We start from the raw sequence: 13514 nt of genomic DNA, 5'->3' as shown, positions 1-13514 counted from the left end.
CTGGGGCGTCCGCTCAGTTCGAGGGCAGCGGGCGGTAGACGGCCGGCGCGGGCGTGGGCTCCGGCGTCGGCGCCGGTGCCGCCGGAGCACCGGCGGGACGACAGGTCGCGAGCTGGTTCAGGGACGCGGCAGCGGCGTCCGCGTTCCACGGCAACGTGATGGTCGGCGCCTTGCGCCCTTCGGCGGGCTTGAAGGTCGTTGCGATCGCCGCGAGCTGCATCGCGAGCGCCTGGGCGAACGCGGCACCGGATGTCGAATCGTTCAGCATGACCACGATCGTGAGCCCGGAGGCCGGATCGCTGAGCATCGAGGTGATGAAGCCCGGCGCGCTCCCGTCGTGGCCGCGCATCGGTCCGAGCTGAAGTCCACCCATGCCGTACGTCTGCCATCCGGCGACCGTCGTTCCCATCGGCACGGTCTTCCAGGCCGCCTTCTTGGCGTCACCGCGAAGCAGGGACGAGGTCGCGAACGACTGGGCGAAGGTCTTCAGATCGCTGAGCGTCGAGACGACGCCGCTCGCCGTCCACGTCGCGCTCGGCGCCGCCTGCGTGTCGTCGACGATCGTGCCGCAGGTGGGACTTCCGCTGACCGCGTCTAGCGAGGTCGCGTATCCGTGCAGAGCGGACCCCGGGATGCCCGTCCCGGTCGGGAGCGACGTCGACGCCATACCCAACGGCTGGAACACCTCGTTGCGGTAGAGCGTCGACCAGTCCTGACCGGTCGCCGCCTGCAGCGCCATCCCGAGCAGGATGAAGCCGGCGTTCGAATAGGACCATGCCTGTCCTGGGGTACCTGTGCGCGGCTCGCCGAGACCGCTCGCGACCAGTTCCATCGGCACGTACGGGCGCTGCGGGTTGTCGACGAACTGCGGGCCAAGCGCGCTCGTGTAGTCGCCGAGGCCCGACGTGTTCTGACAGAGCTGGCCGAGTGTGAGACCGTCGATGCCGACGAGCCGCGGAAGGTACTTCGACACCGGGTCGTCGAGCGCGACCTTGCCCTCCTGCACGAGCGAGAGCAAGACCGTGCACGTCATCGGTTTCGTCACCGATCCCACGCGCCACGCCATGTTCGCGGTGACCGCCTGCTTGCCCTTCGCCGTGGTGGTCCCGATGCCGGCCGTGTACGAGCCGGCCCACGGCGCCCAGACACCGACGATCGCGCCGGACGCTGCCGTCAGGCCCATGGCATCCGTCACCGCCTTCTTGAGCGCACCGGCCTCGTCGGACGGCAACGACACGGATGCCTGCGACGGCACGGGCGTGTTGGCCGACGAGGTGCATCCGGAAAGGGCCGCGGATGCCCCGAGCACGACGGCCACGGTCGCCGCGATCAGCGCGGAGCGACGTCTTCGCCCCCGAAGTCCTGCCATCAAACGCCCCACGCGGTCCCCCCGGTCCTGACTTTCAGACTAAACGGACACCTGTCGAATTCGTGTAGGCGGCGGTAACGAGACAGCAACATCGAATCAGAAATCATCCCTTGTGATGACCTCGCGAACTGTGTGGTCAGACCACATGGGACGACTGTCGCGCCCAGCACGGGTACGCCAGCCGTTCGGCCCACGACTGTTGATTCTCGGACCCCGTCCGAGCTCGGCTCACTGGGCGCCGACTTCCGCCCGGCCGTGCGCACCGCGACTCGGACGACCGCTGGTCAGACGCGCTGCACGGCTCAGACGACCGGCGGCCGGACACCAGACGGATCGTGACACGGGCAGCAACGACTCAGACCCGCGACGCCGCGCAAGAACCCCGGCCCGTCCCGAAGCCGGACTCGAGTATTCGGAAGCACTGGGCAGTTCGAGCGCGCGCCGTCTGAGCGTTCGGCCTACTTCTCGCCGTGCATGAAGCGGTCGACGTCGCGGTCCACCATGACGTCGCTCGGACGCAGCGGCCTGCTGAGGTAGAGGCCGTCCAGGGAGGTCAGACGGCTGAGCGCGACGTACGTCTGCCCCGGGCTGAACGCGCGGGCGCCGAGATCGACGATCGCGCTGTCGTACGTCTTGCCCTGCGATTTGTGGATGGTCACGGCCCAGGCCAAGCGCAGCGGGAACTGGGTGAACTCCGCGGCGACGTCCTTGGTCAGCTTCTTGGTGAGCGGGTTGTAGGTGTACTTGTACCGCTCCCAGACCATCGGCTCGACCTCGTGCACATCGCCGTCGACCTCGACGAACACGTTCGCGTCGATACGCACGACGGTGCCGATCGTGCCGTTCACCCAGCGAGGCGGCTCACCGCCCTGTCCAGTGTCGTTGCGCAGGAACATCACCTGGGCGCCGACCTTCAGCTCGAGCGTCTCGTCCGCCGGAAAGTTGCGCTGCCCGAAGTCGCCCGACACCTCGGCCTTCGCGGTCAGCGCCCGTCCGGGAAGCCGCGCCAGAGCGGACGCATTGATGCGCGCGACCGTGTCGTTGCGGGTCGCCAGGGTGATGGTGCCATCGTCGGGCTTGGGACGTGCGCCCACGCCGTTGAGACGGTCGGCGATCTCCTTCGTCACCCGCCCGTGCCGCACGGCGTTGAGCATGTGCTTGAAGTCGAGCTCATGCTGCCGGTGGATCTCGGTGAGTTCGAAGCGGCGCAGCGATGCCTCGTCCCACACCTTCGCGTCGAAGAACCACATCGACCTGTAGGTGTCCGCGAAGTAGGCCCGCTCCTCGGCGTCCCCAGGCACTGGCGCGAGCTGATACGGATCGCCGAAGAGCACGATCTGCACGCCGCCGAAGGGTTCGAGCTTGCGCTGGCGAGCCTGCCGGAGTGCGCGATCGATGGCATCCATCAGGTCTGCGTTGACCATGGACACCTCGTCGATGACCAGGGTGTCGATGGAGTTCAGCAGGCTGAGCAGCTCGCGTGGCTGGTCGAGGTCGTGGTCGGCAATGACGCCGATCGGCAGCCGCAGCAGCGAATGGATCGTCTGCCCACCGACGTTGAGCGCCGCTACGCCGGTCGGCGCGCTGATCACCAACTGCTTCTTCGTGTTCCAGCTCAGGTGGTTGAGGAGCGTGGACTTGCCGGTCCCGGCGCGTCCGGTGACGAACACGTGATCGCTGGTGTTCTCGATCGCGTCGTAGACGGAGGTCTGCTCGGCCGTCAGCCTCAGCTTGCTCAACCGCGTGGCTCCTCGTGCTCATTCGCTGACGCGACCGCGGTCGCGGCCGTGCTCAACGCTGGGGCTCCCGGGTGGCATCAGCGCCCGAGGACGCGGCCGTGGCGGCGGTGCCCGCCGGACCGGTGACGCCGTCGGACACTTCAGACTCCGGAGCGGATGCCGCACCCCCAGCGCTCTTCACGTCGCCGGATGCCATGCGTTGCAGCATCGCATTGTAGGCCGCGAGCTCCGCGTCGCCCGTGCGATCCGCCTGCCTGTCGCGACGCTTGCTCTCTTTCGCGTCGCTGCGGCTCCACTGGACGGCGACGATGATCGCGAGCGCCACCGTCGGCAGCTCGCCGATGCTCCACGCGATGCCGCCGGCGAGTTGCTGGTCCGCCAAGGGAGTGACGCCCCAAGTGCGACCCATCGCCCCGTACCAGTCGGCGAGGAAGAGACCGTTCGCGGTGATGATCGACAGACCGAAGAACGCGTGGAACGCCATCGTGCCGAGCAGGAGGACGAGCCGCAGCGGATACGGGAATCGGTACGGAACCGGGTCGATGCCGATCAGGGACTGCGCGAACAGGTATCCGGTGATGAGGAAGTGGATGATCATCCACTCGTGGCCGATGTGGTCCGTCGTCGCCCAGCTGAACAAGGACGAGTAGTAGAAGACCCAGAGGGATCCGGCGAAGAGCACCGCGGCCGTGATCGGGTGGGTGAGGAACGCAGCGATCTTCGAGTGCACGACCAGGAGGATCCACTCGCGGCCCCCCCTGGATCCGTCCGTGCGTTTCGCGATGGCCCGCAGCGCCAGCGTGACGGGAGCACCGGGTACGAGCAGCACGGGGACGGCCATGGTGAGGAGCATGTGCGCGAGCATGTGGCTTGAGAACAGGTACTTCTCGTAGACGTTGATGCCGCCGTTCGTGACCCACAGCAGCAGGATGATGCCGGCCACCCAGGCGATCGTGCGTCCGATGGGCCACCTGTCGCCGCGACGGCGCAGCCGCACGACGCCCGCCACGTAGAAGAAGAGCGCGAAGCAGCATCCGATGAGCCACAGCGGATCGACGTTGATGCCGAAGAGGTAGTGCGCAAGGCTCACGGGCGCGGGAAGGGGCTCGCCGGTGAGTACCTCGGCAGGCGTCGGCTGGCTGACCGGAACGTCGGCGACCGGAGTCGCCGTGCGTGCGAGCGCCGCTGCGACACCGGACGCGATGCCCATGAAAGCGAGCTCGGCTGCGACGAGCCACCAGAAAGGTCCCTTGCTGCCGGTGCGCTTGAGACGACCGATGAGGTAGCGGCGCTGAAGCAGCCCGAAGAGCCCGAGGATGACGAGCGCGAGCACCTTCACCAGCACGAGCACACCGTAGGAGGTGAGAAGGTTCTCCAGCGTGCCGATGCGGAGGTCCGCGTTGATGACGCCTGAGAACGCGACGACGACGAACGAAACGATCGCCAGGGTCGAGAAGCGTTCGAGCACGGTGATCAGACGGTCCCCGGTCAGCGACTTCCGGATGAGGACGATCGTGAGCAGCCCGCCGATCCAGATCGCCGCGAAGACGAGGTGCAGGCCGAGGGACGTGATCGCCTGGTCGTGTCCGGCGGTGCCTGCGGAGTGCCCGCTCAGCGCCATCGGGATGAGGGAGCACAGCGCCACGATCGCGACGAACACGACGGCCGTGTGGTTGCGCACGGCGAAGCAGAGCACTGTCGTGACAGCGGCGATCAGCGTGATCGCCAGCCAGACCTGTCCGACTGCGATCTGCGTTGCGAACTGGCTGATCCCGTCGCTGAACTGCTGGTCGAAGGAGAGAGCCGATCCGGTGACGTCGAGGTACGTCAGCACGCCGGTGACCGCGCTCGCGACCGTCATGATCGCGGCTGAGCCGGCCGCAACATCCAGCGCCCTGTCGTACTCGGGCTTCTCGGGGCTGAGCGCGAAGCACGCCATGACGAGCGCGCCGATCATGCCCGCCGCGCTCAGATTGACGAAGAGGTTCGCGACCGGCAGTCCCCACCTCACGACGGGACCCGGATCCAGCAGCGCGGGAGCGGATGCTGCGCCCCCGTACGCGAGCGCCGCGAGGATGGCGAGCAGCGCGAAGACGACCAGGGCGACGGGGCCCGCGACGCGCTGAACTCTGCTCACCAGTCAAGCGTAGGCGGTTGGACCTGGGCGGCCGACGTGTCCGGATGACGGTGCGCAGACATCCGCAATCTGCAGCTTTGTGGACGGAGAGTCGTCACACCGGGACGCCTTTCGGCCCCATACGCGAGCCGCCTCCAGGTGCCGGTCACCCCGGCGGTGCCCTCGTACCGATCTCGCCGTTGTCGCACGATGCCGTGTCGCGACCCACCCGCTTCATGCCGAGCCACCCCGATGCTCGCGTACCGATCTCACCGTTGCCGCTCGACACTTTTCGCGACCCACCCGCTTCGTGCCGAGCCACCCCGATGTTCGCGCCAACAAGAGGGTGGGTCGGCAGGAACGGGGTGGGCCGGCGGGAACGGAGCGGGTCGGCAGGTGAAGGCGGCCCGGCAGGAAGGGCCGGGTGAGGCTCGGGAGGAAGGGACCGAGGTGAGGGGAGGGGAGGGGACCGGGGTGAGGGGAGGGGACCGGGGTGAGGGGAGGGGACCGGGGTGAGGGGAGGGGACCGGAGAGCTCCTGCGATTGCGGAGGCATGAGAAAGGGGATGCCGGCGAACCGGCATCCCCTTCTCAGGCGCTGATGGCTACTTGACGGAAGCCTTGAGCTTGCTGCCCGCGGTCAGCTTGACGCGGTGGCCGGCCGGGATCTTGATCTCGGCACCGGTCTGCGGGTTGCGGCCCGTACGCGCGGCCGTCGACGTGCGCTCTGCGGCGAGCCAGCCCGGGATGGTGACCTTGCCACCGCCTGCGACGGTCTCGGAGATCGTCGTGAAGAAGGCGTCGACCACCTTCGAGACCGTAGCCTGGCTCTCCCCCGACGACGCAGCCACTGCCGCGACGAGCTCGGTCTTGTTCAGCGACTTGTCAGCCATTGAGTGTCCTCCTCGGACGTTCTGCTGCGGAGCAGCGTTTGTGGTGAACTTCACGGCCATGAGCCGCTTGAAGTGGTTCGGCGAACAGGTCCGCGAACCGACCTCAAAGTACCAAGATTCCGCGGAATTCCGCGGATTTCCGGGGTTTCAGAGGTCATTTGGACCGCTTGATGACCCTCATGACGGACTATTCACAGGGTTATACACAGAACCGGCGGAGTTATGCACAGGGTTCGTCCTCGGTCCTGCCCACAGCAACGATCGGCCAACAGATGCGGCAGCAGTTCGAGCCACCGGGTCAGCAACAGGCTGTGGCAGTCCGACACTCCGGTCCTCAGGCCCCCGGCCGAGGTGTCCGTCCGAGGTTCAGACGCGCGGTCCGTCACGAAAACAGGACTGATCGCGCTCTCGCGACGAAAACAGGCCGATTTGGCCTGTTTTCGATCACTTGTCCTGTTCTCGGAGCTGCCATGTGATGACGGATGTCGCGGTGACCGCGGTGACAATGGGCAAGCACGCACACAAAGACGAAGGCATGCAAAAGGGGCGCCGTCCCGAAGGACGACGCCCCTTTCGAAGCACTGCGCCGGACGAACCGGAGCTGGATGGCGGATGCCGTCTCGACATGTCGCTCAGGCGGCAAGCCGAGGACGACTGCGCCTCTTTACCTGGATGTCACCAAGACGACTTGGTGATGCCCGGCAGCTCACCGCGGTGAGCCATGTCGCGGAAGCGCACACGGGAGATGCCGAACTTGGTCAGCACACCACGCGGACGACCGTCGACGGCGTCGCGGCTGCGGAGGCGCACCGGCGACGCGTTGCGCGGCAGCTTCTGCAGACCGACGCGAGCGGCTTCGCGCTCCTCGTCGGAGGAGTTCGGATTGATGAGGGCCTTCTTCAGCTCGAGACGCTTCTCGGCGTAACGGTCGACGACGTCCTGGCGCTGCTTGTTGCGCGCGATCTTGCTCTTCTTGGCCATGCTTCTACCGCTCCTCGCGGAATTCGACGTGCTTGCGCACAATGGGGTCGTACTTCTTGAGCACGAGACGGTCGGGGTCGTTGCGGCGGTTCTTCTTGGTCACGTAGGTGTAACCGGTGCCGGCCGTCGAACGGAGCTTGATGATCGGGCGGATGTCTTGTGCCTTGGCCATCAGATCTTCTCCCCACGGGCCAGGATGTCCTTGACCACGGACTCGATGCCGCGGACGTCGATCACCTTGATGCCCTTGGCGCTCACGTTCAGAGTGACGTTACGGCGCAGGGACGGCACGTAGTACGTCTTCTTCTGGATGTTCGGGTCGAAACGACGCTTCGTGCGTCGGTGCGAGTGCGAGATGTTGTGTCCGAAACCGGGCACAGCTCCCGTCACCTGGCAGACAGCTGCCATGATTTCCTCCATCAGTACCGAAGGGCGGATGCCCTTCCCAAGATCTCTTGTCGGCGCACACAACGACTCACCGCATTCGCGAAGAGGGGATTGTGTGTGCGAACTGCGCAGAGGAGTCCGCGCAGACGAACGTCAAGTCTACGCGACACGCCGCGGGTACCCAAATCGAGAAGGCAGGCGAACGTCCACTCTCCTCGGCAGTGGTGATCGGATGCGGGTGAAATGGTTGACCGCCGTCAACTGTCGTTGCTAGGTTCCTTGGGCGTGAAACTCAGCAAACGCATAGCCTCTGTTGCCCTCGGTGCCTCGCTCGTCGTCGGCCTGGCCATCATCCCCACAACGTCGGCCAGCGCCTCAACCACGTGCACCGCCAACGTGTATGGTCCCGGCGGATACTCCGTGTGCGTCGGATACATCCAGACCATGCTCAACAGTTGGGCGAACGACTACGGCATCAAGGCCATCGCTGTCGACAACTCATACGGGAACGCGACCACGAGCCGGGTCAAGCAGTTCCAGGGCGACATGACCAATCCGAAGCTCGCGACCGACGGCTACGTCGGCCCGGCCACGTGGAAGGCCCTGTGCGGCTGGACCTCCGTCGGAACAGCCGCCGCCAAGAAGGCCCGCGTCGCGGCGGGCTGCTGACCTCGACCGACTCTTCACGTGGCATCCGATTCCATCTGGACGGATGCCACGTCCGTTCTCTCACTGGGTTGGACGTCAGGAGCATGGCGCCGGAGTGCAGCAATACGGTCGCTGCAGCGAGGTTGCACTCAGGGGTCCTCAGGCGCTGAAGTCCCGCGACGGCCCGACGCTCACGACGCCGGCGGGCATCCGCAGGATTCGCGAATCACCAACTCCACAGGGAACGTCGTCAGACCCGGTTCGGGTTCGCCGGACTCGAGGCGGCGAATGGCGTCCTCGGCCATGTCTGCGATCGGCTGCGCCACGGTCGTCAGCGGCGGGGTCATGTACGCCGCCTCCGTGATCCCGTCGAACGACACGACGGCGATGTCCTCCGGGATCCTGACATCGGCCGCGTGCAGCGCGGCCATCAGACCCATCGCGATCTGATCGGATGCCGCGAACACCGCATCCGATCGGCCGCCGCCTTCGGCGAGTGCGAGGCCGGCCTCGTAGCCGCTCCGGTAGCCGAACTCGGCGTGCAGGATGCGCCCACGCGGCAGCCCGGCATCGCTCAGAGCATCCGACCACCCTCGCTCGCGCTGGTCCAGTGGCTGGTCGCTGCCCACGAAGGCGATGGAGCGACGCCCGTGGCCGATCAGGTGTTCCGTGGCCTGCCTGGCGCCGGAGCGGAAATCGACGCCGATGGCGGGGATCGGCTGGTCACCGCTGAACTGATTGATGAGGACCACGGGGACGGCGAGTCCCGCCACGATCGCCTGCTCTGAGGCCGTGAGCGTCTCCGCGATGATGAGGCCGCCGATCTGGCGTGCAACCAGGTCGTGAATGAGGTCCGCGGTCGCCACGTGTGTTCGATCCGAGTTCATCGTCAACAGGGATCGGCCATGCCGAACGCTGGCCAGGTCGAGCTCGTAGCAGAGCTGCGCGAAGAACGGGTTGCGGGTGTCGATCACGACCATGCCGAACATGTCGGCCGACCCCTTGGAGAGCGCCCTGGCTGCCGCGTTCGGACGATAGCCCAGCATCCGCACCGCTTCGAGCACGCGGTCCCTGGTGCCGGGCGCCACCCGCTTCGGGCTGTCATTGAGCACATAACTCACGACGGCTGTGCTGACGCCGCTGTATCGTGCGACGTCAGCACGCGTGACCCTGGACCCCGACCTGGCTGGCATCCCTGTATTCTCGCCGGTCGGCGTCGTCGTCAGCCTGCCGTGACCGTCGCGGATGCCGCCTCCACGGCGGCCTGCCCCGGAGCGTCCCCGAGATCGGGGATGGTGAGACGCTCGCCATCCCGCCGAGCTGATTGGTGCGCGATCACGCCGGGGAGCGTGAAGCGAGCGGCCGTCCACGCATTCACGGGCGGCAGGATCTGCGACTCGACCGCACGAACGAAGTCATCCACGAGGAAGTGATGGCTGCCCTCGTGCCCGTTGTGCAGACCGAGCAGCTCCGCGGGAATGCGCGTCGTGTCGTGCACGGCGGCGTATCCGGACACGAAGGCGTCGCGGAGGGCGGGCGACACGTTCGCGAGCGACGGATCGTCGAGCGAGACGGATGCGTGGGTGTCGATGAGTGCCGAAACGTCGACCGCCTCCTCCCGCGTCTGCCAGAACGACGCGGTCGTCACCTGTTCGAAGCTGCCCTCGGTGCCGAACCAGCGGAACCGGGACTCGCGCTTGTGCGACGGGAATCCGACGCGGCGGAACTCGTTGATGCGCATGGATCCGCCACCCGCGATCTCGAACAGCGCGGTCGCGTTCGAGAGGTCGTTGTCGAACTGGCTCACCGAACGGTCGAAGACGCCGTCTCCGCGCCCGTCGACCACGCCGATCGCGGACACCGACGTCGCATGGCTCGGCCAAGCCCCGAGCACACCGCCGACGGAGTGCGTCGGGTAGAGGAGAGGAGGATAGCTTGCCGTCGACTTCCAGTTCTCGCCGCCGGAGTACTTGTACGCGTCATAGAACCCGAGGTCCATGTCGTGCACGTAGTCGCCCTCACCGTAGAAGATGGTGCCGAACTCGCCTGCCGCCAGCTTCTGCCGGGCGAACACCGTCGCCGGGTTGTAGTAGCTCGTCTCGCCCATCATGTAGGTGAGGCCGGTCTCGCGCACCGTCGCGACGATCTCTTCGATCTCCTCGGCGGAGATGGCCATCGGCACCGCCGAGTACACGTGCTTGCCGGCGCGGAGCGCCTTGACAACGAGCGGACCGTGGGTCCAGCGCTGGGTGAAGATCGCGACGGCGTCCACCGGGGACTTCAACATCTCGTCGAAGTCTGCAAACGTCCCCGCGAATCCGCCGGAAGCAACCAGCTCGGTCGCCCGCTCTGGGATGAGATCCGTCAGGTACACCTCCGATACGTCCGGGTGGTGGTGGAAGAGCGTCGCGAACTGGCCGGCGAACTGGCCTGCTCCGACGATGCCCAGGGAGAACGTCATCGTGAATCCTTCGAGCCTTCTGCGCTGCCGAGTGCGAGCGCGTGCTCGACAGCCTGCCAGGTTCAAGTTACCCGTGTCAACTGATCAGTTGCCCGCGGATTTCAGGGAGGAAACCGTGTTCGGCACATCAGTATCTACGCGGGTAACCGTGAACTGCATGACACGCGCGGAGGCGCTCATTGCGGTCGATGCCCATGCCGCCGTCTGGGTTGGCGGCGCTGACCGGGTTGGCGCCGCTGACCGGATTGGCGGCGTTGACCGGGTTGGCGGCGTTGATCGGGTTGGCGGCGAGCTCCGGATGTGCGCGTGGCGACCCGCGCATCATTCGGTACCGATTACCAGAGCTGGCATCCAGGGTCGGAGGGATCCTCCGGTTTTCGCTGCGAGAGCGCGATCGCTCCGGTTTCGGAACGGATCAAGTTGGGCAGCTTCCGGCAGCGGGGCGCCTAATCAGCGATCGGGAGCGGATGCCGCGCAGTCCGCACAGAGACCGAAGACGTCGACGACGTGGCGCGCATCCGTGAAGCCGTGCTCGGATGCCACTCGCTGCGCCCACTGCTCCACGTCGTCCGCCGCGATCTCGACGGTCAGCCCGCAACGGCGGCAGATCAGGTGATGGTGGTGTCCGCTGGTCGAGCACGCGCGGTAGAGGGCCTCGCCCTCCGGCGACTGGAGCGAGTCCGCCTCGCCCTCGGTGGCGAGATCCGACAGTGCGCGATAGACAGTGGCGAGGCCGATGGGGGATCCGTGCTCGCGCAGCTCGGTGTGCAGGCTCTGGGCGCTGACGAATCCCTCGTTGGAGGTCAACGCCTCGCGCACCGCCTCGCGCTGCCAGGTGTTCCGTTTCATCGCTGAACCCCCGATCGCGCGTCGATCATGACGCTCCCGCGGACTCGGTCACCGGGACTGCCTCGGTCACCGGGACTCTGTCCGTCACCGGGACTGCGCCGGCCACCGGGACTGCGCCGACCACAACCGGCCGCCTCGACGCGGTGAGCGGTGCGCGGGTCGATGCCACGGGCATCCGTCCGCTCATGCCTCGACGCTTGCGACCCCAGGCGATCAGCCTGCACACCACATAGATGAGGAACGAGATGGTCGTCACGTACGGGCTGATCGGCACGCTGCCGCCGAGCGCCAGCATGATGCCGCCCACCATCGAGACCACGCCGAACACGACGCTGAGCAGCGGCACCCAGAGCGGCGACGACGACACCTTCAACGCGGCGGCAGCCGGTGTCACGAGGATCGAGAGCACGAGCAGCGCGCCCACGATCTGCACGGAGACCGCGACCGCGAGCCCGAGCAGCAGCATGAACACGATCGAGAGCGACCGGGTCGGGACACCGCGAGCGGCCGCGACATCCGCGTCGGTGCTGGCGAACATCAGCGGGCGCCACACCACGCCGAGACCGACCAGCACGATGATCGAGATGACCAGGAGCGCGCCGATCTGCGGGTTGTCGATCGCGACGATCTGTCCCGTCAACAGACCGAACTTGTTGGCCGAGCGTCCAGGGTAGAGGGCCAGACAGAGGATGCCCAGGCCGAGTCCGAACGGCATCAGAACGGCCGTGATCGAGTTGCGTTCTCGAGCCCTCGAGCCGAGCAGCCCGATCAGGAGCGCGGCGATGAGTGAACCGACGATCGATCCCTCCACCACCCCGACGCCCAGCAGCAGCCCTGCGGATGCTCCGGCGAACGACAACTCGCTGATGCCGTGCACCGCGAACGCCATGTCCCTCGACATGACGAAGACTCCGATCAGTCCGCCGATGATGCCCAGCATCGCCCCGGCGAGGATCGAGTTGTGCAGCAGCACGAGCAGCTGCCCGTAGTCCGTGAAGTCGAAGATCTGTCCCCACCAGTCGGGGGCGGCATCCAGCCTCATCGTTCATCCCGCCCGTCCGAGCTACTGCGCCATGTGCGCACTGCCGCGCCAACCGGAGTGGCGCTGTTGTGCGCAAATGGCGCTGCCGCTTCCAGGTCGTGCGACGGGTCGTGGTGCTCGTCGTGGTGGGCGTGAGGTCCGTCGGGATGCCCGCCTGGCGCATCCGCCGTGCCGACGACCACGATGCGACCCCGCGTGCGGATGACGTCCACCGGCGACCCGTACAGCTCGCTGAGCACTTCGCTGCGCAGCACCTGATCCGGAGTGCCGATTCGGAACTTCCCACCGGCGAGGTAGAGCACGCGGTCGACAAGGTCGAGGACTGGATTCACGTCGTGTGTCACGAACAGCACGCCGAGCTGGCGTTCGCGCCTGTGCCGGTCGATGAGCTCGCTGACCGCGCGCTGATGGGTGAGGTCGAGCGAGAGGAGCGGCTCGTCGCAGAGCAGCATCCGCGGGTCGCCGGCCAGCGCCTGGCCGACGCGGAGACGCTGCTGCTCCCCACCGGAGAGCGTGGCGATCGGCACCTTGGCATAAGCGGACGCGCCGACCGCGTCGAGCAGGTCGTTGATCCGCTGACGCCGCTGTTTCGACGGCCACGGGATGCCCCATCGGTGCCCGTCGACGCCGAGCCCGACGAGATCCCTCGCGCGAAGCGGCGTTCCCTCGTCGGCGAGCTTCTGCTGCGGGATGTAGCCGATGCGCCGGTTTCCACTGGTGACGGGCTCGCCGAGGAACTCGATGGATCCGGAGAGCAGCTTCTGCTGCCCGAGGATCACCTTGAGCAGGCTCGTCTTGCCGGATCCGTTCGCACCGAGCACCGCGATGAACTCGCCGGCGTGCACATCGAGGTCGAGTCCGGACCAGAGCGTGCGGTCGGCGAATCCGAGAGTGGCGTCGCGCAGCGAGAGGACCGTTTCGAGGGATCCGCGCGGGGCGTCGAGCGAGCTGTCTGCGGCGTCGTCGGCGACCATTCCGGCATCGACCGCCCCGGCATCGACCGTCCCGTCACCGCCTTCGGCCGGCCGAA

13 protein-coding genes are annotated in these 13514 nt (G+C 66.9%); 1 reads left to right on the top strand and 12 read right to left on the bottom strand.

Features of this window, described 5'->3' with window-relative positions:
* Nucleotides 1-13: 13 nt before the first annotated feature.
* From ACX9R5_RS03675 to rpmB, 7 genes are all read right to left on the bottom strand, one after another.
* Nucleotides 14-1369, bottom strand: a complete 1356-nt coding sequence (locus ACX9R5_RS03675; protein WP_459407639.1) for a serine hydrolase domain-containing protein — start codon at nt 1367-1369, stop codon at nt 14-16.
* 458 nt (nt 1370-1827) lie between these two features.
* A complete protein-coding gene (locus ACX9R5_RS03670; RefSeq protein ID WP_459407638.1) occupies nt 1828-3108 on the bottom strand; it encodes an ATP-dependent DNA helicase in 1281 nt (426 codons plus the stop codon).
* 52 nt (nt 3109-3160) lie between these two features.
* Nucleotides 3161-5245, bottom strand: a complete 2085-nt coding sequence (locus ACX9R5_RS03665) for a cytochrome c oxidase assembly protein (protein ID WP_459407637.1) — start codon at nt 5243-5245, stop codon at nt 3161-3163.
* Nucleotides 5246-5828: 583 nt separating this feature from the next.
* Entirely contained in the window at nt 5829-6116 is a 288-nt protein-coding gene (locus ACX9R5_RS03660; RefSeq protein WP_459407636.1) for an HU family DNA-binding protein, read from the bottom strand.
* A 675-nt stretch (nt 6117-6791) separates the two neighbouring features.
* Nucleotides 6792-7097 carry a 30S ribosomal protein S14 gene (gene rpsN / locus ACX9R5_RS03655; RefSeq protein ID WP_459407635.1) on the bottom strand — a complete coding sequence of 102 codons (306 nt, stop codon included), beginning with the start codon at nt 7095-7097 and terminating at the stop codon, nt 6792-6794.
* 4 nt (nt 7098-7101) lie between these two features.
* Nucleotides 7102-7269, bottom strand: a complete 168-nt coding sequence (gene rpmG, locus ACX9R5_RS03650) for a 50S ribosomal protein L33 (protein ID WP_459407634.1) — start codon at nt 7267-7269, stop codon at nt 7102-7104.
* Nucleotides 7269-7505 (bottom strand): 50S ribosomal protein L28, encoded by a 237-nt coding sequence (gene rpmB, locus ACX9R5_RS03645; RefSeq protein WP_459407633.1) that lies wholly within the window; start codon nt 7503-7505, stop codon nt 7269-7271. Before rpmB ends, rpmG begins: the two co-directional genes overlap by 1 nt.
* A gap of 264 nt (nt 7506-7769) precedes the next feature.
* On the opposite strand from rpmB, the gene ACX9R5_RS03640 reads away from it, so the two are divergent.
* Entirely contained in the window at nt 7770-8153 is a 384-nt protein-coding gene (locus tag ACX9R5_RS03640; RefSeq protein WP_459407632.1) for a peptidoglycan-binding domain-containing protein, read from the top strand.
* Between the two features lie 170 nt (nt 8154-8323).
* On the opposite strand, the gene ACX9R5_RS03635 is transcribed toward ACX9R5_RS03640, so the two are convergent.
* The 5 genes from ACX9R5_RS03635 to ACX9R5_RS03615 form a co-directional block, all read right to left on the bottom strand.
* A complete protein-coding gene (locus ACX9R5_RS03635; RefSeq protein ID WP_459407631.1) occupies nt 8324-9325 on the bottom strand; it encodes a LacI family DNA-binding transcriptional regulator in 1002 nt (333 codons plus the stop codon).
* 29 nt (nt 9326-9354) lie between these two features.
* Nucleotides 9355-10593, bottom strand: coding sequence for a Gfo/Idh/MocA family protein (locus tag ACX9R5_RS03630; RefSeq protein WP_459407630.1), 1239 nt, complete (start codon nt 10591-10593; stop codon nt 9355-9357).
* A gap of 450 nt (nt 10594-11043) precedes the next feature.
* Nucleotides 11044-11442, bottom strand: a complete 399-nt coding sequence (locus tag ACX9R5_RS03625; RefSeq protein WP_459407629.1) for a Fur family transcriptional regulator — start codon at nt 11440-11442, stop codon at nt 11044-11046.
* A 25-nt stretch (nt 11443-11467) separates the two neighbouring features.
* Entirely contained in the window at nt 11468-12484 is a 1017-nt protein-coding gene (locus ACX9R5_RS03620; RefSeq protein ID WP_459407628.1) for a metal ABC transporter permease, read from the bottom strand.
* The gene (locus tag ACX9R5_RS03615; RefSeq protein WP_459409032.1) at nt 12481-13458 is read right to left on the bottom strand and encodes a metal ABC transporter ATP-binding protein; all 978 of its coding nucleotides are present in this window, start codon (nt 13456-13458) and stop codon (nt 12481-12483) included. Before ACX9R5_RS03615 ends, ACX9R5_RS03620 begins: the two co-directional genes overlap by 4 nt.
* Nucleotides 13459-13514 lie beyond the last annotated feature (56 nt).

The sequence above is a fragment of the Rathayibacter sp. CAU 1779 genome (assembly GCF_054551755.1).
The sequence above is the reverse complement of the archived record's forward strand: the minus strand, read 5'-3'. Positions and strand labels throughout refer to the sequence as shown.